This window comes from Streptomyces phaeochromogenes (assembly GCF_001418655.1).
Classification (GTDB): Bacteria; Actinomycetota; Actinomycetes; order Streptomycetales; family Streptomycetaceae; genus Streptomyces; species Streptomyces phaeochromogenes.
Genome location: NZ_LIQZ01000067.1, coordinates 1 through 23699, shown reverse-complemented (window position 1 = coordinate 23699; position 23699 = coordinate 1). Strand labels below are relative to the sequence as shown.

At 71.0% G+C, this 23699-nt stretch carries 20 protein-coding genes; 12 read left to right on the top strand and 8 right to left on the bottom strand.

The genetic code is table 11. The annotated features are described in order from the left end of the window. The first annotated feature begins 11 nt into the window (after positions 1-11). The 3 genes from AOK17_RS09590 to AOK17_RS09580 are packed head-to-tail and all read left to right on the top strand — an operon-like array spanning position 12 to position 6726. On the top strand, positions 12-1181 hold the full coding sequence (locus tag AOK17_RS09590) for an ATP-binding protein (RefSeq protein WP_055611932.1): 1170 nt from the start codon (positions 12-14) through the stop codon (positions 1179-1181). Positions 1182-1186: 5 nt separating this feature from the next. Then, the gene (locus AOK17_RS09585; protein ID WP_107102341.1) at positions 1187-4945 is read left to right on the top strand and encodes a DUF5682 family protein; all 3759 of its coding nucleotides are present in this window, start codon (positions 1187-1189) and stop codon (positions 4943-4945) included. Beyond that, entirely contained in the window at positions 4942-6726 is a 1785-nt protein-coding gene (locus AOK17_RS09580) for a hypothetical protein (protein ID WP_055611930.1), read from the top strand. Before AOK17_RS09585 ends, AOK17_RS09580 begins: the two co-directional genes overlap by 4 nt. Before the next feature lie 19 nt (positions 6727-6745). Here the strand turns inward: AOK17_RS09580 and AOK17_RS09575 are convergent, their stop codons facing one another. The 3 genes from AOK17_RS09575 to AOK17_RS09565 form a co-directional block, all read right to left on the bottom strand. Continuing rightward, positions 6746-7960 carry a cysteine desulfurase-like protein gene (locus tag AOK17_RS09575; protein ID WP_055611929.1) on the bottom strand — a complete coding sequence of 405 codons (1215 nt, stop codon included), beginning with the start codon at positions 7958-7960 and terminating at the stop codon, positions 6746-6748. Between the two features lie 141 nt (positions 7961-8101). After that, entirely contained in the window at positions 8102-9562 is a 1461-nt protein-coding gene (locus AOK17_RS09570; RefSeq protein ID WP_157881294.1) for an alpha/beta hydrolase family protein, read from the bottom strand. A 149-nt stretch (positions 9563-9711) separates the two neighbouring features. Further along, positions 9712-10593, bottom strand: a complete 882-nt coding sequence (locus tag AOK17_RS09565; RefSeq protein WP_157881293.1) for a hypothetical protein — start codon at positions 10591-10593, stop codon at positions 9712-9714. A 215-nt stretch (positions 10594-10808) separates the two neighbouring features. Between AOK17_RS09565 and AOK17_RS09560 the strand changes: the two genes are divergently transcribed. The 7 genes from AOK17_RS09560 to AOK17_RS09530 all read left to right on the top strand — a co-directional run bounded on the left by AOK17_RS09560 (position 10809) and on the right by AOK17_RS09530 (position 17981). Next, complete coding sequence (locus AOK17_RS09560) at positions 10809-11306, top strand: DUF2975 domain-containing protein (RefSeq protein WP_055611927.1); 498 nt, start codon at positions 10809-10811, stop codon at positions 11304-11306. Beyond that, positions 11306-11530, top strand: coding sequence for a helix-turn-helix domain-containing protein (locus tag AOK17_RS09555; RefSeq protein WP_055611926.1), 225 nt, complete (start codon positions 11306-11308; stop codon positions 11528-11530). Before AOK17_RS09560 ends, AOK17_RS09555 begins: the two co-directional genes overlap by 1 nt. A gap of 151 nt (positions 11531-11681) precedes the next feature. Beyond that, entirely contained in the window at positions 11682-12146 is a 465-nt protein-coding gene (locus tag AOK17_RS09550) for a hypothetical protein (RefSeq protein ID WP_055611925.1), read from the top strand. Between the two features lie 63 nt (positions 12147-12209). Then, complete coding sequence (gene secD / locus AOK17_RS09545; RefSeq protein WP_055611924.1) at positions 12210-14495, top strand: protein translocase subunit SecD; 2286 nt, start codon at positions 12210-12212, stop codon at positions 14493-14495. A 172-nt stretch (positions 14496-14667) separates the two neighbouring features. Further along, positions 14668-15939, top strand: coding sequence for a saccharopine dehydrogenase family protein (locus AOK17_RS09540; protein WP_055611923.1), 1272 nt, complete (start codon positions 14668-14670; stop codon positions 15937-15939). Between the two features lie 130 nt (positions 15940-16069). Next, positions 16070-17563, top strand: a complete 1494-nt coding sequence (locus tag AOK17_RS09535) for an APC family permease (RefSeq protein ID WP_055611922.1) — start codon at positions 16070-16072, stop codon at positions 17561-17563. Position 17564: 1 nt separating this feature from the next. Beyond that, the gene (locus AOK17_RS09530) at positions 17565-17981 is read left to right on the top strand and encodes a universal stress protein (protein ID WP_055611921.1); all 417 of its coding nucleotides are present in this window, start codon (positions 17565-17567) and stop codon (positions 17979-17981) included. A gap of 12 nt (positions 17982-17993) precedes the next feature. Here the strand turns inward: AOK17_RS09530 and AOK17_RS09525 are convergent, their stop codons facing one another. The 3 genes from AOK17_RS09525 to AOK17_RS09515 all read right to left on the bottom strand — a co-directional run bounded on the left by AOK17_RS09525 (position 17994) and on the right by AOK17_RS09515 (position 20000). Beyond that, complete coding sequence (locus AOK17_RS09525) at positions 17994-18491, bottom strand: SRPBCC family protein (protein WP_055611920.1); 498 nt, start codon at positions 18489-18491, stop codon at positions 17994-17996. Beyond that, complete coding sequence (locus AOK17_RS48205) at positions 18460-18864, bottom strand: ArsR/SmtB family transcription factor (RefSeq protein WP_245697074.1); 405 nt, start codon at positions 18862-18864, stop codon at positions 18460-18462. Before AOK17_RS48205 ends, AOK17_RS09525 begins: the two co-directional genes overlap by 32 nt. A gap of 140 nt (positions 18865-19004) precedes the next feature. Continuing rightward, positions 19005-20000 (bottom strand): HEAT repeat domain-containing protein, encoded by a 996-nt coding sequence (locus tag AOK17_RS09515; RefSeq protein ID WP_245697073.1) that lies wholly within the window; start codon positions 19998-20000, stop codon positions 19005-19007. A gap of 325 nt (positions 20001-20325) precedes the next feature. On the opposite strand from AOK17_RS09515, the gene AOK17_RS09510 reads away from it, so the two are divergent. Beyond that, the gene (locus AOK17_RS09510; RefSeq protein ID WP_245697077.1) at positions 20326-20946 is read left to right on the top strand and encodes a hypothetical protein; all 621 of its coding nucleotides are present in this window, start codon (positions 20326-20328) and stop codon (positions 20944-20946) included. A gap of 26 nt (positions 20947-20972) precedes the next feature. Here the strand turns inward: AOK17_RS09510 and AOK17_RS09505 are convergent, their stop codons facing one another. Then, positions 20973-21473 (bottom strand): cysteine dioxygenase, encoded by a 501-nt coding sequence (locus AOK17_RS09505; protein ID WP_063997193.1) that lies wholly within the window; start codon positions 21471-21473, stop codon positions 20973-20975. 41 nt (positions 21474-21514) lie between these two features. Beyond that, positions 21515-22405: an amidohydrolase family protein gene (locus tag AOK17_RS09500; RefSeq protein WP_055611915.1), complete on the bottom strand. Its 891-nt coding sequence runs from the start codon at positions 22403-22405 to the stop codon at positions 21515-21517. Between the two features lie 238 nt (positions 22406-22643). Here AOK17_RS09500 and AOK17_RS09495 point away from each other — a divergent pair, with 238 nt between their 5' ends. Then, the gene (locus AOK17_RS09495) at positions 22644-23648 is read left to right on the top strand and encodes a LacI family DNA-binding transcriptional regulator (protein ID WP_055611914.1); all 1005 of its coding nucleotides are present in this window, start codon (positions 22644-22646) and stop codon (positions 23646-23648) included. Positions 23649-23699 lie beyond the last annotated feature (51 nt).

The following is a 23699-nucleotide window of genomic DNA, read 5'->3' as shown; positions in this document are numbered from 1 at the left end:
ACGGACCACCGATGACCACCACCCTGGCCGCCGACACGGCCCGCCAGATCACCCCGCCCGAGGACCGGCACGCCACCGAGCTGGCCTTCCTCGCCGCCTACGACGACGGGCCGCGCCCACCGGCGTGGCGGCTCACGCCCCGTGCCGTCGTCACGTTCGTCATGGGCAGCGACGGCCGGGCCCTGCGGCTGCCCGACGACGCCCCGACGCCCGAGGGTGTGCCGCGGCGCCTCGTCGTGGAAGGCAAGTTCGTCGGCGACCGGGCCCTGGTCGAGCGGTGCGTCGTCACCCTCGCCGGCGAGCGCGGACTGCTGCTCGTCGGCGAGCCCGGCACCGCCAAGTCCATGCTGTCCGAGCTGCTGTCCGCCGCCGTCTGCGGCACCAGCGGCCTGGTCGTCCAGGGCACCGCGGGCACGACGGAGGACCAGCTCAAGTACGGCTGGAACTACGCCCTGTTGCTGGCCCAGGGGCCCAGCCGGCAGGCCCTCGTGCCCTCGCCCGTCCTGACCGCCATGACCCGGGGAGCGGTCGCCCGGGTGGAGGAGGTCACCCGCTGTCTGCCCGAAGTGCAGGACGCGCTGGTGTCGTTGCTCTCCGAGCGGCGCATCGCCGTACCCGAACTGGCGGGCACCGAGGACTCCCTGGCCCACGCGGCCCCCGGCTTCAGCCTCATCGCGACGGCCAACCTGCGCGACAAGGGGGTATCCGAGATGTCGGCCGCGCTCAAGCGGCGTTTCAACTTCGAGACCGTCGGTCCCATCGCGGACCTCGACGCCGAGACCGCGCTCGTACGCAGTCAGGCACGTGCCTCGGTCGAGCGGGCCGGAGCACCCTTCCGGGTCGACGACGCCGTACTGGAAGCGCTCATCACGGCCTTCCGGGACCTGCGGGAGGGCCGGTCCGATGAAGGGTGGGAGGTCGAGCGGCCCTCCACGGTGATGAGCACCGCGGAAGCCGTGTCCGTGGCGGGCGCGCTGGGGCTCGCCGCCGCCTACTTCCCGGGCGACCGTGACGTCCTCGGACTCTTGCCGGGTCACCTCCTCGGCGTGGTCCGCAAGGACGACCCCGCCGACGCGGCCCGGCTGCGCGGCTACTGGGACGGCCCCGTCAGGCGCCGCGCCGAGCAGGGCTCCGCCACCTGGCGCACCCTGTGGGACCTGCGCACCGTCCTGGAGGACTGACCACCGTGCCCCTCTCCCCCGACGAAGCCGTCGCGGCCCTCACCGACCCGGCGGCGCCCTACCTCATCGGCGTACGGCACCACGCGCCGTCCCTGGCCGCGGCCGTGCCCGCGCTGCTGGACGCGGCCAAGCCGGACGTGCTGCTCGTCGAACTCCCCGACGAGATGCAGGAATGGCTGCCCTGGCTCGGTCACGAGGAGACGCGGGCCCCGGTCGCCCTCGCCGCCGCTCCCCGCGACGGGGGCGGCGGCCGGGGCCCGGCCTTCTATCCGTTCGCCGACTTCTCGCCCGAACTCGCCGCCGTGCGCTGGGCCGCGCGGCACGACGTGCCGGTCGTCGCGTGCGACCTGCCGCTCGCCGACCGGGCGTGGAGTACCGAACGGCATGCCTCCGCAGGCCCGGACGACGGTACGGACCAGGGCTCGGCTCCGGAGCAGCCCGGCCCGACCACCGATCCGACGTCCGCACAGCCGCCCGGCGGCCCCGGCAGCCCATCAACGCAGACACCCGCCTCCGACCGAGGCACCACCGGCGAGACACCCACCGCTCCCGATCCCGTCGACGTCCACGAGACGTCCCACCGAACCGGCCTCGCCACCGCGCTACGAGCCCGGCTCACGGGCCGTACCGGTGACGACCTGTGGGACCGCCTTGTCGAGGCCACCGCCCCTGGCTCGCCGCCCGAAGCGCTGCGGCGGGCCGCCCTCCTGACGGGCTGGGCGCTGCGTGAGGACGCCGCCGCATCCGGAGGCGTGCCCGAGCTGGACCTGCGGCGCGAGGAGTGGATGCGCGCCCGGCTGGCCGCAGCCACCGCGAACGGCGAACGCGCCGCCGTGCTCGTCGGCGCCTTCCACGCCCCGGCGTTGACGTCACCGGGCACACCGGCGAAACCCCGATCGCCCGTCCCCGTCGGCCCGGACGCCGAGGCCCCGGCATGGACGACGTCGCTCATCCCCTACACATACGCGCTTCTCGACGAGCGGTCCGGCTACCCGGCGGGCATCCGGGACCCGGAATGGCAGCACCTGGTCCTGGGCGCGGCGGGCGACCCTGCCGCGTTGGAGGACGCCCTGACCCGTGCCGCCGTACAGATCTGTGCCCAACTGCGCGCCCTCGGCCACCCGTCGGGCCCCGCCGACGCCCGGGAGATCTGCCGTCTCGCGGGGGACCTCGCCCGGCTGCGTGGACTTCCCGCGGCCGGCCGGGGCGAGCTGGTCGAAGCGGTGCAGACCGTACTCACACAGGGTGAGCCGTACGGGCGCGGCCGAGCCGTCGCACAGGCGATGGAGCGGGTGCTCGTGGGAACACGCGGGGGCCGCCCGGCGCCCGGAGCTCCCCGCAGCGGACTCGCTCCGGCGGTGGAGGCGGAGTTGACGGCGTTGGGACTGCCCGGACCCGACAGCCGTGGCGCCGACACCACGCGGGATCTGCGTCTGGATCCGCTGCGTTCCGACCTGGACAGCCGCCGTGAGCTCCTGCTGCAGCGCCTGACCGTGTGCGGTGTGCCGTACGGAGATCAAAAGGAGGTCGTCGGGGCAGGCGGGTCCGAGGCGCTGACCTCTCGCTGGGAGGTGCGCTGGACGCCCGCCACGGCGGCCATGCTGACCGCGGCCGGTGTCCGAGGAGTCACCCCCGCGCAGGCTGCCGAGGGGATGCTGCGCGAACGCCGGCGCGCGGAGCGGGACGAGGGCGGGCCCACGGCCGCGCAGACCCTGCACGGCCTTCGGCAGGCGGCGGAGTGCGGCCTGCCCACGCTCACGGACGAACGCCTCGCCGACGTCCGCGACGTGCTCCCGCAGTCCGCCACACTGCCGGAACTCCTCGCCGGCCTGGCCCTGTTGGACCGACTGCGGGCAGGTCACGTCGCAGGCCTCGGTGCCGACGAGGAACGTACCGACACGGTGACCACCGTGGCCGAGTTGCTGACCGCCGCGGCGGTGCGGCAGGTGGACGGTCTCACGGGTTCCGAGGACCGGGCCGACGCGCACGCGCTGCTCGAACTCGCCCATCGCGCGGACCTCTTGGGCGGCATACGGCTCGCCGACGCGCTCGCCCGGCTGGCCGCCGACGGCTCCCCGCTGATGCGCGGCGCCGCCGGAGCCGTACGCGTACTCCTCGGTCACGAGGACCCGCATGTTCTGGGCGATCGCATCGCCTCCTGGGTCGACTCGGCGAACACTCCCGAGGCCCGGACCGCCCTCACCGACCGGCTCATCGGGGTGCTGACCGCCGCGGGCCCGCTCCTGGAGGCGGCGGCTCCCGCCCTGGAACCGCTGCTCAACCGCATCGTCGGGATGCCCGACCGACAGTTCCTCGACCGGCTCCCCTCACTCCGGGGAGGCTTCGACAGCCTCAGTCCGGCGGCCCGCGACCGGCTCCTCGACACCGTCGAGGAGCGCCTCGCCACCACGCATCTGACCGACACCGGCGGCGTCGACCCCGCCGCACTCGCCACCTGGACCCGCGCGGACCTCGCGGCCCGCGCCGCCCTGCGCACGCTCGGGCTACTGCCTCAGTACAAGGGGGACGACCTCGTCCCGGCGCCCGAAAACCCCGAAGCAACCGAACCAGCCGAGGCAACCGAACCAGCCGAGGCAACCGAAGCAACCTCAGCAACCGAGCGAGGTGCTCAGCACTCCCCCGAGAATCACGTCCTCGCGTCCGCCGACCGCTGGCGGCTCGTACTCGGCCGTCGTACGGATCAACTGCCGCACTCGGCCTCGGCGTTCGCGACCGCGCTGGACGAGCTGTACGGCAGCGGACGCGGCGAGGGCAGCAGGGGCGACCTGACCGGACCTCGCCGACGCGACGGGGGTGGCCGGGAGGCTTCGTACCCGGGAGTGCGCGAGTGGTCCGAGGAACTGGCCGCCCTGTTCGGACCGGGCATCCGGGAAGAGGTGCTGGCGGCGGCAGCGGCGTCGGGCCGCAAGGACGTGATAGCCGAGCTCAACCCGGACGTCGTGCGGCCCTCCGTCGACCTGCTGCGCACCGTGCTCCAGCACGCGGGAGGACTGCCCGAGGCGCAACTGGCCGCCCTGCGCCCGCTGGTCCGCCGCCTGGTCGAGGCGCTGACGCGGGAACTGGCGACACAACTGCGTCCCGCGCTGCACGGCGCGGTCCTGCCGCGCCCCAGCCGACGGCCGGGCGGCGGCCTCGATCTGCCCCGCACACTGCGCGCCAACCTCGCGACCGCGCGCCGCGGCCCGGACGGCACCGTCCAGGTCATCCCGGAGCACCCCGTCTTCCGTTCGCGCGCCAAACGCGCCGCGGACTGGCGGCTGATCCTCGTCACCGACGTGTCGGGGTCCATGGAGGCCTCGACGGTCTGGGCGGCCCTCACGGCTTCCGTCCTGGCCGGAGTGCCAACCCTGTCCACGCATTTCCTGGCCTTCTCCACGGAGGTCATCGACCTCACCGGCCATGTCGACGACCCGTTGTCGCTGCTCCTCGAGGTCAGCGTGGGCGGCGGCACCCACATCGCCGCCGGGCTGCGCCACGCCCGCGAACTCGTCACCGTGCCGTCCCGCACCCTCGTCGTGGTCATCAGCGACTTCGAGGAGGGCTATCCCATCGGTGGTCTGCTCGCCGAAGTCCGCAGTCTCGTCGGGGCAGGCTGCCACGTACTCGGCTGCGCGAGTCTGGACGACTCCGGCCGCCCTCGGTACTCGACCGGCGTCGCGGGCCAACTCGTCGCCGCGGGCATGCCCGTCGCCGCCCTCAGCCCACTCGAACTCGCCCGCTGGGTAGGGGAGAAAGTCTCTTGAGCCTCGACCTGCCTCCGGTCGCCCCGGCCGTGACCGCCGAACTCGTCCAAGGGCTCACGCCCCGGCTCCGCAAGCGGCTGGACGCCGGCATCACCAAGCTGGCGGGAAGACCGTCCGTCCGCGACGGCGACACCGTACGCATCGCCGTCGACGACGACACTCATCTCGAACTGCACGCCCCCGGCGGCACGGTGACCAGCACGGACGCCATCCGCTGCGGCTGCCTGCTGGCACCGGACTGCCTGCACCGCGCGGCTGCGGCCTCGGCGGCACCGATCGCCGAGCCCGAGCCCGAGCCCCAGTCGCAGTCGCAGTCGCTACCGGACGCCGAGCCTGCATCGGTCGGCGAGGAGGCGCCCGGCACGCCGGACACCCGGTCCGCGTCACCCACGGAGCCCGAGCTGCCCACCCCCGACCAACGCGCCGCCGCGCAAGCCATGTACGACGCCGCTGCCGCCGTACTCGAAGCCGGTACGGACGGGTCAGGCGCCGTGCTGCAGGCGGAGTTGCTGCGCGCCGCTCACTCCGCGCGGATCAGCGGTCTGCCCCGGATCGCCGCCTCGGCGGTCTCCGTGGTCACGCAACTGCGCGCCGCCCGCGGCGCCGATCCGGCGTACCGTCTCGCCGAGTTGACCGCCGCTCTCCGCGAAGTCCTCGTGACAGCCCATCGCCTTCCGGGCTCAACCGGCCCCGAACTCGCCACCCTTCGCGGCACGGCACGACAGCCGTACGCCCCGGACGGATCCCTGCGGCTGTACGGGCTGTTCTCCGAGCCCGTCCTCACGGCGACCGGATACGCGGGAGCGGTCACCTGGACCGCCGACGCCGAGGGCCGCCTCTACACGGTGTCGGATGTCGTCCCGGGAGGGCCCGGCCGGGCGGTGGGTGCGGCCGACCGGTCCGTACGCATCGGGGACACGGCTCTCACCCACCGCGAACTGTCACGGGCCGGGCTCGCCGTGTCCGGCGCGACCGTCTCCCCGACGGGCCGACTGGGTGCGGGAGCGGGCGTACGGGCGGTGCGCGCGTCCGGCGCCGCCTGGCGCGAGGACCCTCTCGCCGGCCTGTGGGAACTGCCCGTCACCGATCAGGTATCACGTGCCCTGACCGGCGGGGACGGCCTGCTGTTCCTCGACGTGACCCTCATCGGTACGGTCCGCGAGGCGGCGGGGGACTGTCTGCTCGCCGACTGCGACGGACTGACGCTCCGCCTCTCCGCCGCCCATGACCACCCCGCGCTGCCCTACCGCGACAACCTCCGTCTCCTCTCGGCCGCTCCGGGCACCCGACTGCGTGTCGTCGCCCGGCTCGACCCGTCTCCCCTGCCCCGGGCGCTGCTCCTCGCCACCGACCACCCGCGTGATCCCGGGACCCATCTCGACCTGGGTCTCGACCGCCTCCAGCACGCGGACCTGCCGGCCCCGGCGACGGCACCCGCCGGATCCTCACCCGCCCCGGACGAGGCGCCGCTGCATCTCCTGCGCCGTCGTGTCCACCAGGCGGCCTCGGCGGGCCGTCGCGTGCTCGCGTTCCCCGGAGACAGCGCAACCGACAGCCGGCGCCTGGGCCGCCACGGTCTCGCCTGCGCCGGGGACCTCCTCGACGAACTCCATTCGGCAGCGGCGGACCGGTCCCGCGACGTCTTCGGCCGTCTCGTCCCTGCCGACATCAACCGGTTCGCCCGTGCCTGGCTCGCGGCGGCCCACTACACCGAGGAGGTCGACCGGTCACTGTGCGCGGCGGCGTGGGGAGCGGATCCGGCGCTACCGCCTGCCCCGTGAACGAGGTCGAGGGCTCCCCTCAGTGCGTCAGGAACTCGGACAGGCCTTCCAGGAGCCGTTCGACGTCCTCACCGTTGTTGTAGGGGGCCAGGCCGATCCGGAGGCCACCGGTGTCGCCGAGGCCGAGTCGACGGGATGCCTCGATCGCGTAGAAGGACCCCGACGGCGCGTGGACGCCACGCTCCGCGAGGAACCGATAGGCCTCAGTCGACGAGCGGCCCTCGAACGTGAGCAACAGGGTGGGAGTGCGATGGACCGCCCTGGAGTGGACTTGAATACCCGGGAGCGAGGACAGGCCCTTGTCGAGCTGTGTGCGCAGGGCCTGTTCATGCGCCTCAAGCGCCATGAATGCCGAGGCAAGGCGCTGTCGTCGCGTTCCTGCGGTCTCCGTATCGACGCCGGCGAGGCCGGTGAGGAATTCGACCGCCGCTTCCGTGCCCGCGAGAAACTCGTAGGGCAGTGTGCCCAGTTCGAAGCGCTCCGGGACCGCGTCGGTGGAGGGCAGGAGCTTGTCCGGCTGCAACGTTTCCAGCAACTCCGGCCGGGCGGCGAGGACTCCGTGGTGGGGGCCGAGGAACTTGTACGGGGAGCAGACGAAGAAGTCCGCGCCGAGCCGCTCCAGGTCGACCAGCGTGTGGGCGGTGTAGTGGACGCCGTCGACATAGGTGAGCGCTCCGGCATCGCGCACCAGGCCGGAGATCTCGGCGATCGGGGGCCGGGTGCCGATGAGGTTCGAGGCTGCGGTCACGGCGACCAGCCGGGTGCGCGGGGACAGGACGGCACGGACGTCGGCGGCGGTCAGTTCTCCGGTGGCGGGATCGAAGTCGGCCCAGCGCACGGTGGCCCCGGCCTGGGCGGCGGCTTGGATCCATGGCCGGATGTTGGCGTCATGGTCGAGACGGGTGACGACCACCTCGTCCCCGGGAAACCACGTCTTGGCGAGGGCACGGGAGAAGTCGTAGGTGAGCTGGGTGGCACTGCGGCCGAAGACGATCCCTGTCGGCTGCGCTCCCAACAGATCGGCCATCGCCTGGCGGGCCTTGGTGACGATGCTCTCGGCGTTCCGCTCCCCCGGCGTCCCTTGCCCCCGGTTCGACAGGGGCTGCGCCAACGCGTCGGCGATGGCACGGATGACGGGCTGCGGGGTCTGCGTGCCACCCGGGCCGTCGAAGTGCGCGGTTCCGGCGCTCAGTGCCGGGAACTGGGCGCGGAGGGCGGTGATGTCATACGTCACGAGAGCTCCTGTGGGTGCCGTGCCGAGGCAGTTCCTGGACGAGGGTACGTGCCTCGTCCAGGGCTGCCCTCACGGAGATCTCGTCCAGGGCTGCCTCATGGAGATGAGGCAGCCCTGAGCTGATCAGCCGTTATTCCGAAGTCACCGCGACGGGCGGAGCATCCGCGGCGGTGTGAAGTTGGTGTACGCAGGCTCCAACGGCAGGTCCGCACCGGTGCCGAGGTCCAGCACCTTCTGGTACGCCGGGCCCATCGCGCTCACCGAGGCGTTGAGCCGTGTCGGTGTGGTGCTCGGCCACTGCCCGTCGTCGATCCGGTCGAGCAGCGTCCGCAGCATGACCAGTTCGTCGGCGGAGCTGAACGAGCAGTGCCCACCGCGGTCGACCCACAGCTGCCGCAGCGAGGCGGAGTTGCCGTGGCGGCGGATCTGGTCGGCGTACCACCGCTCCTGGTCGGTCACCGCGCCGCCGTCTCCGGTCGAATGCAGGGTGACGACAGGAGCCGGCGTCGTACCTCGGACGATGCCGTGGCGGTACTGGTAGGCCACCGCCTTCGCGTCGGGCCGGATCCGCGGCGCCTTCGCCAGGCGCTTCAGGTCGGCGCCCAGGTCGCCGCCGGGTGCGGCGGCGTACGCGTCGCGGACCAGGTCTCGCTGGCTCGACCGGGCGAGCAGCCGACCGTAGTCGATGCCGGTGTTCCAGGACGGGTTGCCGCCTGCACGGGCCTCCAACTCGGTCCGGCCGACCGGGCCGATGCCATAGCTGTACGCCCATTTCGTCCACAGAGACTGGGCGGCGACCAGTTCGTCGGTCGTCCTCGGCTTCGGCTCGTGCGCCGCGTACCACCCCGGGATGTTCGCCACGGCTCCGGCGAGGGCCAGCCGGGCCCGCCCCTGCGGCGTTTCGAGGGCACGGTCGATCGCGGCGGCCAACGCGTCCCGGCTGGCCGCGGCGTCCTCGCCGGCCCGGACCAACTCGATGTCCTCGCCGGGCGCGAGGAGGGTCTTCACCACGAACGTGATGTCGAGACCGGAGTTCCACGTCGCGTGCGTGTCGTACTCCGCGCACATCGCGGCCACCCCGTCGAAGCGCTTCGGGTTCCGCTCCGCGAGCAGCGCCGCGATCAGACCGCCCTGCGACATGCCGCTGGACACGGTCCGCCGCGGCTCGCCCACGTGCTCCTCGAACCAGTCGAGCAGCGCGACCTGGTCGGTCACTCCGTCCTGGACGCCGTAGCCGACGCCGTCGTTCTTGAACTTCGACGCCGCCACCGCGTAGCCGTGCTCGATCAGCCACTGTTCGGTCTCGACCCGGTTCGCCACCTGGACGCCCTCCGGCACCCACTCGGCCAGGAAGTACCCGTGGCTGTAGAGCACCAGCGTCCCGTTCCAGCGGGCGGGCAGCTCGACGCGGTACTCCGCCCCGTCGATCTCACCGGTGATCGTCTTCCGTCCTCCGGCAGCGGCCGACGCCTCCGCCGACGCCCCGGCGGGCGGCCCTCCGACGACCAGCCCGGCCACCAACCCCGCCAGAGCCGCACCCACCAGCCCCACCCGGGCCGTCCGTCGACGCCACCGGTCCACCCCGCTCGCACATCTGCTCACTCTCGTCTCCCGTCGTCGTCCACAGGCGTACTCAAGTGCAGACTGAGCGCCGGGCACGTTCTCATCGGTAGCGACGACATGCCTTGGACACCAGCAGCCGTACGCCCGCCCATTCGCCCGCCCCGAGACATGCCCGCCTCGGCCGAAGGTCACTGAGCGGTGGGCAGATGCCGAGCGAAGGCCTGAACGACCCGGGCGGACAGCTCCCCGCCCAACGGCAGTTGGAGATCGGCTCCGCAAACCCGGACTCGCAGGAGCGGGCCATCCGCGCGTACCTGCTCGATCCTCGCGCGGGGAATGCAGTGGGTGTCCACGCCGTGGCGGCCACCGGCCCCCTCGGCGTGTACGGGGTCCGCGAGGACGACGAGCTCGCGGGACGTGAGCACAACAGCTGCGTACGCGGCTTCGCCCCACCGAGGCACGGGCAGGGCCCCGGCGACCGCAGCGACCGTATCGTCGTCGTCCAGGCACGCCGCACCCGAGGTGAGCAGTCGGCGCCATTTGTACGGAAGCCCGGCGTTCGGCACAGGAGCGGGCAGGTCCAGCGCGGTGCCGGCGACACAGCGGCGCAAGGACAGCAGCAGAGGCCGCAGTTCGCGATCGGCGACGGCGTTGTAGTGGATGTTCAGCCGCGCGTCGGTGGCGAGGATCGTCAGGCGGGCGTACAGCAGGATGTGCTCGGTCTCGATCGCGGCCACCTGCTCCGGGCGGAGAACTACTCGCACTCCGGGGAGAGCGGGAGCACCGACCCACATCGCCACACCGCCGGATCCGAACCCGAGCACACTGGCAGGCGTCAGAATCTGCCGACGGCCGCCTCCGAGACGGCCGGGCCTGGCCTGGGCCGGAACGACGAACAGGTCCTCGACCCTCCTGGCCCCAACGGCCTGACCAAGTGCCGCGAGAGCATCGCCGGGTACGTCCTCGGCTCGGCGCGGCCGGTACGGGAACCCGCGGATCCCGGTGAGTACCTGGACGCGCGCGGCCTGCTCGTCGACCTCCTCCTCCCACGGCTCGAGCAGATCGAGCATCGGACGTGCGGCAGGACGCCGTCGCCGGAAGGAGCGCCGTGTCACGGCGAGCCCGGCCAGGCCCGACATCCGCCACCCAGGTCCCCTCAACACGGCGCACCTCCCGAGTGAGTTCCCGTCAGAATCCGACGCGCGAGATCGACTTCCACCCGCAACGCCTCCAGATCCGAACAGAATCGATTGCTTTTCGATCGATACCAATCGATAATCGATGCATGCATCGTCTCTTCATAGCCGCGCTCCGCGCCGGCATCGCCGCAGCGATCCTGTTCGGTCTCTTCGGCCAGATCGTAGTCATTCCGACGACAGCGGCGGACGAGGTCGACCGTTTCCCTCCCTACGCACCGTTCGCAACGCCGTATGTGACGGTGGCGATCGTCGGCGTCGTCTGTGTCCAGGTCGCCCTCGTCGCAGTGTGGATGCTGCTCGCCATGGTCCGACGCGGCGCGATCTTCTCGCCGTTGGCCTTCCGGTGGGTCGACATCGTCATCGGGTCCTCCGTCGTGGCGACGCTGCTGGCGATCGGGGTCGCCGGACATCTCTTCGTGGCCGACATCCCGTCTCCCGACGACGGTATGGAAGAACTCAGCGCTCTGGGCGCCGCGATCATCAGCGTCGGCGTGGGAGCGGCGTTCGCGATGCTCACCGTCATCATGCGAAGCCTCTTGCGCAAGGCGACGGATCTGCAGACCGAGATCGCCGCGGTCGTCTGATGGCGATCGTCGTCGACCTCGACGTCCAGCTCGCCAGACACAACCTGTCGGTCGGCGAGTTCGCCGCTGCCGTCGGCATCACGCCCGCCAACATCGCCGTACTGAAGAACGGCCGCGCGAAGGCCGTGCGGTTCACGACCCTCGACGCGATCTGCCGCACACTCGACTGCCAGCCCGGTGACGTACTGCGCTGGGTACCCGACGACGACACGAACGACGGCTGAGGAAGCCCCGGACCGGATTCGCCATCCGTACCGTCCCGCGCGAACCTTATGCGTTCCTCATGCGTTGTCCTCAAGGGCCGCCACCCGTGGCGGCCCTGCCCCTGACCGGGCCCGGAGGTTCCACCAGAAGCAGTGGAGGAGGAGGCATCGCATGGCACAGCAAACCCGTGCGTCCTCCGCCTCCGACAGCCGGAACCTCACCCCCATCGCCGGCGCGCTCCTGTCGGCGCTGTTCGCACTCCTCGGCGTACTCGGCCTCCAGGGCATCCCGGCTGCGGCCTCCCCTGTCACACCGGCGTCGGTCGCAGCCGCCCACCAGAGCCCGGCACCGGCCGCGGAAATCCCCCCGGCCACAAGTGTCGCCACCAAGGCCGACACCCGTAGCAACGCCGAAGACAAGTGCACCACCACCTGCGGCCAGCAGCCCCGCGTCGGCAGGACCACGCCGGGCGAATGGCACACTCTGACTCCGGGCGGGGTGTCCGTCCCGCCCAGCCTGGTGCTCCCTCTGCCGGAGTCCGGGCCACAACTGCCGCTCTCCCAGGGCACCTTCACGCCTCCACAGCACTCCGAGCGTCACAGCGGGCGGGGCCCGCCGCCCTCCAACGGCATCTGACGTCACCCAGTCGATCCCCACCGCACCCTTCTCACGGCTGCGGTATGCCTGTTGGAGGCACCCTTGACGCGCGCCATTCGCGTGCGGGCGTTCTTCGCCCTTGCCGTTCTCGCCCTGTCGCTCTACATCACCCTGTCCGTGCCGGTCCGCCTCGGACTCGATCTGCGCGGCGGCACTCAAATCGTCCTGGAAACCCGGGATTCACCCACAGCCAAGGCCGACTCGGAGGCCACTGACCGCACTTTGGAGGTACTGCGCCACCGCATCGACGCGCTCGGCGTCGCCGAACCCAGCATCGCCCGTTCCGGAGACAACCGGATCATCGTCGAGCTGCCCGGCATCCAGGACCCGCGTGAGGCCGCCGACGTCCTGGGCCGTACCGCCCAACTCGCCTTCCATCCGGTCCTCGGCACCGCGGACGCCGGCGAAGCCTCACGTCAGCCGCTGCCCAAGAAGCCAGGGGAACTCGTCCTGCCCGACGAATCCGGTCAGCCTGTGCGCCTGGGCCCGTCGGCACTCACCGGCGCGGACGTCGACAGCGCAGAGGCGCGCATCGACCAGCAGAGCGGGGTCGGCTGGTACGTCGGCGTCGACTTCAAGGGAGCGGGCGGCGACGCCTGGGCCCGCCTGACGGGCGAGGCGGCGTGTCGTCCCGCCGGCGATCCCGCCCGCCGCGTCGCCATCGTCCTGGACGACAAGGTCATCTCCTCCCCGCAGGTCAACTCCTCCGTCGCCTGCCGTACGGGCATCGACGGCGGGTCCACCCAGATCACCGGCTCCTTCAGCCGTGACGAGGCCCGCGAACTGGGCCTGCTCATCAACGGCGGAGCCCTGCCGGTACCGGTCGAGACCGTCGAACAGCGCACCGTCGGCCCGACCCTGGGCGCATCGGCCATCGAGGCCAGCGCCCGGGCCGCCGTCATCGGCACCGCGCTGACCTCCCTGTTCATCATCGCCGTCTACCGGCTCCTCGGCGCCCTGGCCGCCGTAGCCCTCGCCTGCTACGGAGTCATCTCCTACGCGGCTCTCGCCGCGCTCGGCGCCACCCTCACCCTCCCGGGGCTCGCAGGTTTCGTCCTGGCCATCGGTATGGCCGTCGACGCCAACGTGCTCGTCTTCGAACGGGCCCGCGAGGAGTACGCGGCCCGCCAGAGCAAGGGCCTGCGCGCCGCCCTCACCGCCGGATTCCGCAACGCGTTCAGCGCCATCGCCGACTCGAACATCACCACTCTCATCGCCGCGGGCCTGCTCTTCTTCCTCGCCTCCGGACCTGTCCGCGGCTTCGGCGTCACCCTGGGCATAGGCGTCCTCGCCTCCATGCTCAGCGCCCTGGTCATCACCCGCGTACTCGCCGACTACGCGGTCGCCCGTCGATCCGTACGACGCCGTCCCCGTCTGACCGGCATCGCGGACACCGGGAAGGTCCGCGACTGGCTCGTCCGCCGCAATCCCGACCTGATGCGCCGGCGCCGCACCTGGCTGGCCGCATCCGCCGCCGCCCTCGTCCTGGCCACCTCGGGCATCGCGCTCCGGGGGCTGGACTTCGGCGTCGAGTTCACCGGCGGACGGCTCATCGAGTACGCGACCTCCGCCCCGGTCGACGCCGACCGCGCCCGGGACGCACTGGCCGACGCGGGTCTGCCCCGCGCGGTCGTCCAGACCTCCGGCGACGGCGACCTCTCCGTACGGACGGACCAACTGTCCAACGCCGAGGCGGCGAAGGTGGACAAGACGATCGGCGACCTCGCGGGCGGTGCCGACAAGATCCGGGACGAGCTCATCGGCCCGAGCCTCGGGGACGAACTGCGCCGAGGGGCTCTCATCGCCCTCGCCTCGGCACTGGCCGCCCAGTTGCTGTATCTCGCGGTGCGCTTCCGCTGGACCTTCGGCACATCCGCGGTCGCGGCGATGGCACACGACGCCCTGATCCTCGTCGGTGTCTTCGCCTGGCTCGGCAAACCGATCGACGGAGTGTTCCTCGCGGCCCTGCTGACCGTCATCGGATACTCCGTCAACGACTCCGTCGTCGTCTTCGACCGGATCAGGGAACTGTCGGCAGGCGACCGTAGGACACCCTTCGCACGCCTCGCCAACACCGCGATCCTGCAGACCCTCCCCCGCACGGTGAACACGGGCATGGGAGCCGTGTTCATCCTCTCCGCCCTCACCCTGCTGGGCGGAGACTCCCTGACCGACTTCGCCCTCGCCCTGCTCATCGGCATCGTCGTGGGCACGTACTCCTCGATGTTCACCGCCGCACCCCTGGCCATCGAACTCCAGGCCCACAGCACCACACCGCCGCCCAGCACCACGCCCCGCTCAGCCACACGCGGCGCAGCGGTGATCTAGGCGACGCGGCACCGCAGAATCCGCTTCTGACCTGCCCATACGAAGTCGAACGAGCATGGCGCGACATCTCCGGATCAGTCACCTCTCACCGGGCGGTCCGGCTGATATCGTCCTGGCCCACCGAACAGGCAGGGGGCTCCCCCTGTGACGGCGGGACGAAGGGGTGCGCGCCATGCGAGTTCTCTTGGTCGGAGCGGGAGGCGTCGGGACCGCGATCACGAGGATCGCGGCCCGGCGTTCTTTCTACGAGCACATGGTGGTCGCCGACTACGACCCGGCGCGGGCGGAGTCGGCCGTCGCGGCGCTCGGGGAGGACGAACGCAGGTTCACGGCGGTGCAGCTCGACGCCTCGGACACGGCCGGTGTGCGGGCCGCTCTCGCCGAGCACCGCTGTGATGTCCTGCTCAATGCCATTGACCCCCGTTTCGTGCTGCCGCTGTTCGACGCGGCACTCACCCACGGCGCCCACTACCTGGACATGGCGATGTCCCTGTCCCGGCCGCACCCGACCCGCCCCTACCAGGAGTGCGGCGTGAAACTGGGTGACGCGCAGTTCGCGCGGTCCGCCGAGTGGGAGGCGGCGGACCGGCTCGCACTGGTCGGCATGGGTGTGGAGCCGGGCATGTCGGACGTCTTCGCCCGCTACGCCGCCGACGTCCTCTTCGACGAGATCGAGGAAATCGGCATCCGCGACGGCGCCAACCTGGTCGTGGACGGCTACGACTTCGCCCCGTCCTTCAGCATCTGGACGACCATCGAGGAATGCCTCAACCCACCGGTCGTCTACGAGGCGGAGCGGGGCTGGTTCACCACGCCGCCCTTCAGCGAGCCCGAGGTCTTCGACTTCCCGGAGGGCATCGGGCCGGTGGAGTGCGTCAACGTCGAGCACGAGGAAGTGCTGCTGGTCCCCCGGTGGTTGAAGGCCCGGCGGGTCACCTTCAAGTACGGGCTCGGCGACGAGTTCATCGGCATCCTCCAGACCCTGCACAAACTGGGCCTGGACCGCACGGACCCAGTCACCGTGAACGGCGGCACCAGCGCCGGAACGGGCAAGGTCACGGTCTCCCCGCGGGACGTGGTCGCCGCCTGCCTGCCCGACCCGGCCGGCCTCGGGGACCGTATGCACGGCAAGACGTGCGCCGGTACCTGGGTCAAGGGCACCAAGGACGGCCGGCCCCGGGAGGTGTACCTCTACCACGTGGTCGACAACCAGTGGTCGATGCGGGAGTACGGCTCCCAGGCCGTGGTCTGGCAGACCGCGATCAACCCCGTGGCCGCTCTGGAACTCATCGCGTCTGGAGCGTGGCACGGCAGCGGAGTACTCGGCCCGGAGGCACTGCCGCCCCGCCCGTTCCTCGACCTGCTGACGGAGTACGGGTCACCGTGGGGCATGCGCGAGGACACGCCCGTACCCGGGCCCGGGTCCGACGACCCCGCCGTCTGACCTCCCGCCACCGCTCACGTACCCGGAGACGTCTGCCCAGGTGACATACGTATCCAAGAGGCCCTCAATAGCGTAAAAAGTTCCACAACGCCCTGTTGTATGGATTCACGCACAACCGGAGCGAGGGAACATGGCCAACGACACTGCGGACGCACCCCCACCTGTCGGGTTGAAGGCCAACGCGATCGGCTTCGTCGACGCGCTCGTCATCGGTCTCAACTCCACCTCCCCGGCGTACTCGCTGGCGGCGGTCATCGGTCCGATCGTGGCGCTGGTGGGCATCTACGCCCCGGGCGTGATGGTCGCGTCGTTCGTGCCGATGCTGTTGATCGCGTCGGCGTTCTACTACCTCAACAAGGTCGACCAGGACTGCGGTACGACCTTCTCGTGGGTCACCCGGGCCATGGGCCCGTGGGCCGGGTGGCTCGGTGGATGGGCCATCGCGATGACCGGAGTTCTGGTCGTCGGATCGCTGGCGGACGTAGCCGTGAGCTTCGCGCTGCTGGCCTTCGGCCTCGACAGCTGGGCCGACAACGACTTCGTACGCCAGTCGCTCGCGGTGCTGCTCATCCTCGTGATGACGGCCGTGTGCGTCGTCGGCACCGAGGTGTCGGCCAAGGTGCAGAACGTCCTCATCCTGGCGCAGGTCGCCTGTCTGATCGCCTTCGTCGTGGTGGCGCTCTACCGGGTCTACGCGGGCACCAGCTCCTTCGACTCCATCGACCCCGCCTTCAAGTGGCTCAACCCCTTCGGAGCCGGCGGCGCTTCGCTGACCGGAGCCCTGCTGCTGGGGGTGTTCATCTACTGGGGCTGGGAATCGGCGGTCAATCTCACCGAGGAGGTCGAGAACTCCGCCACCGCTCCCGGCAAGGCGGGCGTCTGGTCGACGGTCGTGCTGCTGGTGACCTATCTGTCGGTCGGTTTCGCGGTCGTGGCCTACGCCGGTACGACCTTCCTCGCCGAGAACGCCGACGAGGAGGAGTTCGTCTTCGCCCTGCTCGCCACCGAGGTGATGGGCGGCTGGGACTGGGTCGTACTGCTGGCGGTGTCGACGTCCGCGCTGGCGTCGACGCAGACGACGATCATCCCGGCGTCGCGCACGGCGCTGTCCATGGCCCGCCGTCACGCGCTGCCCGAGCACTTCGCCCACATCCACCCGCGGTTCCGTACGCCCGACGTCAGCACGTGGTGGGTCGCCGGCATCGCCATCGCCTGGTACCTCGTCGTCAACCAGATCAGCACCAACGCCCTCTTCGACTCGCTCACCGCGCTGTCGTTGCTGATCGCGTTCTACTACGCGCTCACGGGTGTCGCCTGCGCGGTGTACTACCGCCGCCATCTGACCGAGAGCGTGCGCTACTTCGTCCTCATCGGCCTGGGCCCGCTGGTCGGCGCCGGGCTGCTGGCGTGGCTGCTGGTGGAATCGGTCTCCGACATGGCCGACCCCGAGAACTCCTACAGCGGTGTCTCGTGGTTCGGCCTCGGTCCCCCGCTGGTCATCGGCATCGGGATCGCTCTCATCGGTGTGGTGCTCATGGTCGTACGGCGGCTGATGTCGCCGGTCTTCTGGTCGGAACGCCCAGGTGTGGCCGACGCCGATCTCGTCCACGGCAAGGAGTCCTGAGATGTCGGTCGTCCTCGGATACGACGAGTCACCGGGCGCGGCACGCGCACTCCGTGTCGCGATCGAGGTGTCCGCCGCGTTCGACGAGCCGCTCGTGCTGGTCTACGGCGCCGCGGCTCCGGGAACCCTGGGTGAGGAGTACGGGGCTCACCACGAAGCCGTTCGCGAGGCCGGACGCGTCGCACTCGACCACGCCGTCAGGGTGGCCGACGAGGCCGACGTACGGACGACCGTCGAAATCATCGACCAGAAGCCGGCCCAGGCGCTGATCGACGCCGCGTCACGCCACGAGGCGAGGTTCATCGTGGTGGGCAGCTGGGGGGAGAGCCCGATGCGCGGAGCGCTGCTGGGCTCGACTCCCCACAAGCTGCTGCACCTGTCGAGCGTTCCGGTCCTGTGCGTGCCGACCGAAGACTGACTCGGCCCGCCATCAGGTTGCGGGTTCGGCCACCAGGGTGTCGATCTGGCCCATGGCTGCGGTCATGCCCTCGGCCATGCCCATGGACACCAGCTGTTCCATCGCCTCGGACGTGGGGAACGTGCTCTCGACCGTCATCAGGGTGGCTGCCACGCCGTCCGCCGTGAGCCGCACGCGGACGGTCATGGTCGGCATGTCCGGGTTGGGCTTGCCGGTGTCGTCGGCGAAGCCGTCCTCGAACTCCAGCCCGTGCGGGCTATCGACGGTCAGGACGCGCCACCACCCGTAGTGCTTGTCACCTTCCGGCCCGGTCATGAAGTACGTGACCGCGCCGCCGGGGCTCAGGTCATGGTCGACGACTGTCGCGGGGTAGGTCGGCGGCCCCCACCACCTCTCCAACTGACGGGGGTCCTCCCAGACCTGCCACACCCGCGCCGGCAACGCGTCGAACCGCGCGGTGATCGTCAGCGCGAGGGCTTCAGGATTCTTCTGAACGTCGATCACGGTCATGGCAATGCTCCTTGCCGTCTCGGAGGTCGAGGTGGGCACCGGCATCCGCAACGGGACGGGGATGCGGATGGGTATCGGGATCGGGATCGGGATCGGGATCGGCGAGGATCGCGCCGATCCGGTCGATGCGTCCACGCCACACATCTGCCAGCTGGTCCAGCAGCCGATGGGCCTCACGCAGGGAGTCCGCGCTGCCGCGAACTCGCTGCTCCCGGCCCTGCCGCTCCTTGGTGACCAGCCCGGCCTGTTCCAGGACCGCCACATGTTTCTGCACGGCCGCGAAACTCATCGGGAACCGCCGCGCGAGGTCCGAGACCGAGTACTCACCGGCCAGTGTGAGAGCCACGATCTCGCGCCGCGTCGCATCGGCCAAGGCATGAAAGATGCGATCGGCTCGCTCGGCAGACTCTTGATGTACAATCATTAGGTTGTACGTTAGCCGCTGCCGCCGGGGCGAGCAAGTTCGGACCGGACCGATGACCTGGCAGCCTCCGACATGACAGCGAGGACCCTTCACCGGGCCCGCCCCAGCAGCGCCTTGATGGCATCCCGGTCCGCGGGAAGGCCGACGTCCCGCAGCCACGACGCTATGAGGTGGGTGTATCGCCAGCAGACGTCTCGGGCGGCGAGCGCGCTGAGGTAGCGGTGCTGGGCCGGCGTGAGGTCGGCATGCCGGCTGTAGCCGGTCGGGAACGCCGCGGCGAGCAGCGGGCCCCAGTCGTCGGCGACAGTGAGGTTGCTGCAAAAGGGCACCGAGGCCATGGCGACCGGGAGCAGTTCCTCGAAGTGGTTGGCGCGTTCGACTGCCGCGGACAGCAAGGCGTACCGCAGGCGGCCGTCGATCTGCGGGAGTGGGTCCTCGACCCAGGGGGCGACGGTTGTGGGTTCGCGGAACCAGGCGTCGACGGCGGCGGGTTCGAGCAGGGCGTGGAAGATCACCTGTGTTGCCTGGCTGTTGCCCGTACAGCCGGGCGCTAGGGCCGCGCAAGCGCGGACGGCCGGGTCGGGGTCGGCGAGCCAGCCGGTCGTGTCCTCGCCCCAGGAGCCGATCGTCAGGACAGTGGCGGCGCGTTCACGCCGGTCGGTGCTCTCGGTCAGCAGCCGACGAAGGTGCCGGGTGGTTCCGGTGATCCGCCCGGCCAGATCGGGTGCCTGGAGAAGTGCGGAGGCGGCCGCAAGGGCGGCTTCTCGGACGGTGGAGTCCAGGGCCAACAGATGTGCGGAGACGGCAGTATGGAGCGTGCCGCGGACGACCCGGACGGCGTCGGAGACTCCCGGGGCGTTGCCGTCCGCCTCATCGGTCGTCTCGCCGTAGGCTGCCGATTCCGCGACCTGGCCCAGCCAGTCCAGCAGGGCTGCACGCAACGGCCGAGGACGGTCGTCCCAGGTTGAGTAGTTCTCGTGCTGGGCCAGGGTGCGGGGGTCGTCCAGAATCGAGGCCACGTACAGCGCGGCCGACGGCGTCGCACTGTACAAGGACTCCTGGTGCAGCACAGACATGTCCAGCATTTCCAACGCATAGGCCTGGACATCCGGATCCTCGTCCAGGAGCTGACACAGGCGAATCGGCGTGTCGTGCGCCGCCCCATAGGCATGGTCCAACGCAGCCCAGTCGGTGTCCTCGATCACGGAACGCGGATCAGGTAGGTCGCAGTTTTGGGCTGGACCGGCGATCGGGTGCTCATCATGGGTCGTCACAGGTGAAGCATCGCCCCTGCCACTGACATGCCCCGCGGTCGGAGCCGAGGAGCAGTGGTGGACGGGCAAAGACGGGGGATTTGATTGCGGCCTCCGCATCCCGACGGCGACGGGCGACACTGGAGGTGTGCTGATCATGGATGCCGTACTGGAGACCTACGTGGCCGCCGACTTCGATCTGTGGCCTGTTGCCGATTCGCCTCCGGGTCGGCTCCTGGCCCTGTCCGGCGAGCTGTCTTCGCTTGAAGTCGGCACCGCCATGGCGGTTCTGACGAGCTACAACAAGGGGCAGCGTGAACGCCGGCCACGCGCACCCGAGGACAGCCTGGAGCAGGTTGGCCGTCTGTTGGCGACCGAGTGCGTCATCGCTCCCGGTGGGCTGCGGATCCGGGACACGGCCACCGGGGTCACAGCGGTGCCCGGGTGCTGCTTCGGTCTGGAGGACTGGCGGGACTGGCTTGATCTGATGAAGGGTGCCGAGCCGTGGCTCGGCCACGATCCCGCGCCGCGCGTCGAGCATGCCGGGGCGGTTGCCCGGCTGTGGCCCGACGGGGAGCGGCCGGAGAGTCCCCCTGTCGATCTCCCTCTGGCTCAACTGCCGGGACTCCTGGGCTCGGTTCAGGATCGGCTTGTCGGTTTCCTCGGTGCGGTCGAGGCGTGGGCCATGAGTCACACGCCGTCCATCGCCGCTGCCGTGGTCGCGAAGCTCGATGAAGATCTCGCCCTCAGTGCTCCGCTCGACCTGGGTCGGAGCTGAGGGCCGATCGGTCGGGCCAGTCCGCCTCAGGCCGCCGGGGCGTCCAGCGGGCGGAGCTCGTCGGCGTACGACACGGAGATGCGGCGCATCAGGCCGTCCTCGGTGATGTCGTACTGGCCGAGGCGCCACAGCGGTGGTGAGTAGGCGTGGATCGAGACGGCGTCGTCGGTGGCGCCGGTGAGCCGGTGGATGTGCTCGGGGCCGAAGCAGAAGGACTCGCCGGTGGTGACGGTGACGGACAGGTGGCTGCCGCCGATGCGCGGGTTGGACTCGTGGAGCGCGCCCTGGACGATGCCGACGGCCCCGGAGGAGATGTCGTGGTCGTGCCAGCCGGTGTCGTTCTGCCGGGTCCAGCAGAGCAGCCAGACGTCGACGTATTCGTCGCGGTACAAGGACGCGTAGTGCCGCTGTTCGTCGGAGAAGGCGACCTGTTCGCGCCAGAGGTCGGGGCGGGTGGCGAGGTCGTCGACGAGGACTTGGAGTTCGCGCTTGTCGAGGGTGCGGTCGGGCAGGGACTCGTACGTCATGAGTGGCTCCCTTCGGGTCGGGTCCGCCATGGGGACACGGCTCAGGCGTGGCCGTACAGGAGGCGGGCGGGGTTGGTGGTGCGCAGCGCGTGGACGGCGGCAGCGGCGCCGAGGTCGGGGATGACGGGAGGTGCGTACGGGCGGTCGCTGCCGCCGACGACCACGTCGATGCCGACGGCACGAACGACCGCGTCCACGGCGCGAGTTCCGTAGGAGGAGGTCTCGTAGAACGCGTCGAAGTCGACCTGCCCCCGACCGCCGCCGCGGATCGCGAGCCGCTCGCCGTGGAGCGGGGCGAGGCCCGCGAGTGCGGCGAAGCAGACGCGCAGGCGGGGGTGGCGGGCGCGGCCGAAGGCGCGGAAGGCGAACCAGGACGTGTGCATCTGATGCACGTACGGGACCAGGGCGGGCCACCAAGGCGGGGCGTCGGCGGTGGGCCGGACCGCGCCCGGGTGGATGAAGAGGGGTTTGCCGTGGCGGGTGAGGACGTCGAGGAAGGGGGCGCAACGGGTCCAGCCGGCCGCGTCGAGGAGGGCTGTGGCGGGCAGTTGGAGGCCCGCGCAGCCGCGCCGTAGTTCGCGTTCGACGGCCTCGGGGTCCGGTGCCGACAGACAGGGAGAGGCCCAGACGCCGAAGGGGGCCGGCAGCGCGAGGGCGCCGTCGTGGAACGCCGCCAGCAACGGGGCGGCCTCGGCGGGCGGCAGGTACTCGATGCCGAGAGGGCTGGACAGGGACACCAGGGCAAGGCCGAGGCCGTCGGTGGCGGCTAGACGCGTACGGGCCGGGATGTCGTGGTCGGCCGGGTCGACCTCGTAGGGCGGTTCGCTGCCCGCGTGCAGGGTCCAGCCGTCGAGGTACGGCGGTGTCGTGCGGGAGCGCAGCAACTCGATGAAGTCGGGTGGCCAGATGTGCTGGTGGACGTCGGTGGGCACGCGGCGGTCCTCGGGCTGGCAAAGACGCTGGCAAGGGATAGGAAGGGGCGGTCAACCCAGGTTAAGCGTTTCACTTATACGGTTAACTTAAGCGATTAACAAGCGGAGCTGTCAAGCATGCGTCGGCTGCGGCGACAGGGCCCGCGCTGAGGAGCGGTGCCGAGTACGGACGGGACCACGGCGGCGTCCGGCGGGCCGTGTGCCCACAATGCGGACGCGTCCCGGTAGGCTTCCGGGCATGGCCAGGCCCAGCAAGCGCACCACCCTTCGGGAGGTGGCCGAGGCCACGGGCCTCTCCACCGCCGCCGTCTCGTACGCCCTGCGCGGCAAACACGTCTCCAAGGAGACCGAGGAACGGGTGCGCCAGGCCGCGGCCGAACTCGGCTACGAGGCCGATCCCATCGCCCGCGCACTGGTCAGCGGCCGTACCAGCATGGTCGGCGTCCTCGCGGGCGACCTCCAGGACCTGTGGCAGCAGCAGCTGATGGCGGCCATCGGCCGGGAGCTGCTGGCCGGCGACCGCTACGCGCTGATCCTCGACGCGGGTGGCGACCCCGACCGTGAACTGGCCCTCGCCAAGCAGCTGCGCGACCAGCGGGTCGACGCGTTGCTGGTGTCTCCCGTGAATCCGTCCGCGAAGGGCTGGGCCGCGATCGCCGACTCGCTGCCGGTGGTCGCCGTCGGCGACTCGCTGAGCCGGGCCCGTACGGCCGGGCAGGTCATCTTCGACAACCGGGCCGGTATCGACGCCGTGTTGGAGTACCTGCACGGCCTCGGCCACCGCCGGGTGACCGTTCTGACCCCGACCCGCCCGAGCACCCCGGACCGGCCCGCCGACGTGTATGTCCGCGAGGCGGCCGACCGCCTCGGCCTCCAGGCCGAACTGGTCCCCTGCCCGCAGGAGTTGGGCGAGGCGACGGCGGTGGCACGCGGCGTCCTGGACGGGGCCCGCCCCGCGACCGCCGTGTTCTGCTTCTCGGACTCACTGGCGTACGGGGTGTACGCCGCCGCCGCGGATGCCTCACTGGAGGTCGGCCGGGACGTCTCCGTGGTCGGCTTCGACAACCATCCGGTGTCACGGGTGCTCACTCCACCGCTGACCACCGTGGACTGGGGGCTCACCCAGATCGCGGCGGAGGCGGCACGGCTGACGGTCGCGGCGATCGAGGGCAAGCGCGTACGGAAGAAGCGGGTGCTGTGTGCGCCGCAGATGAGCGAACGCGGGTCTGCCGTGCGGGTGTGAGACCCCCGCGAGCGCCTTCGGAAGTCAACTCCCCCTGCCCCTCCCTCTCCC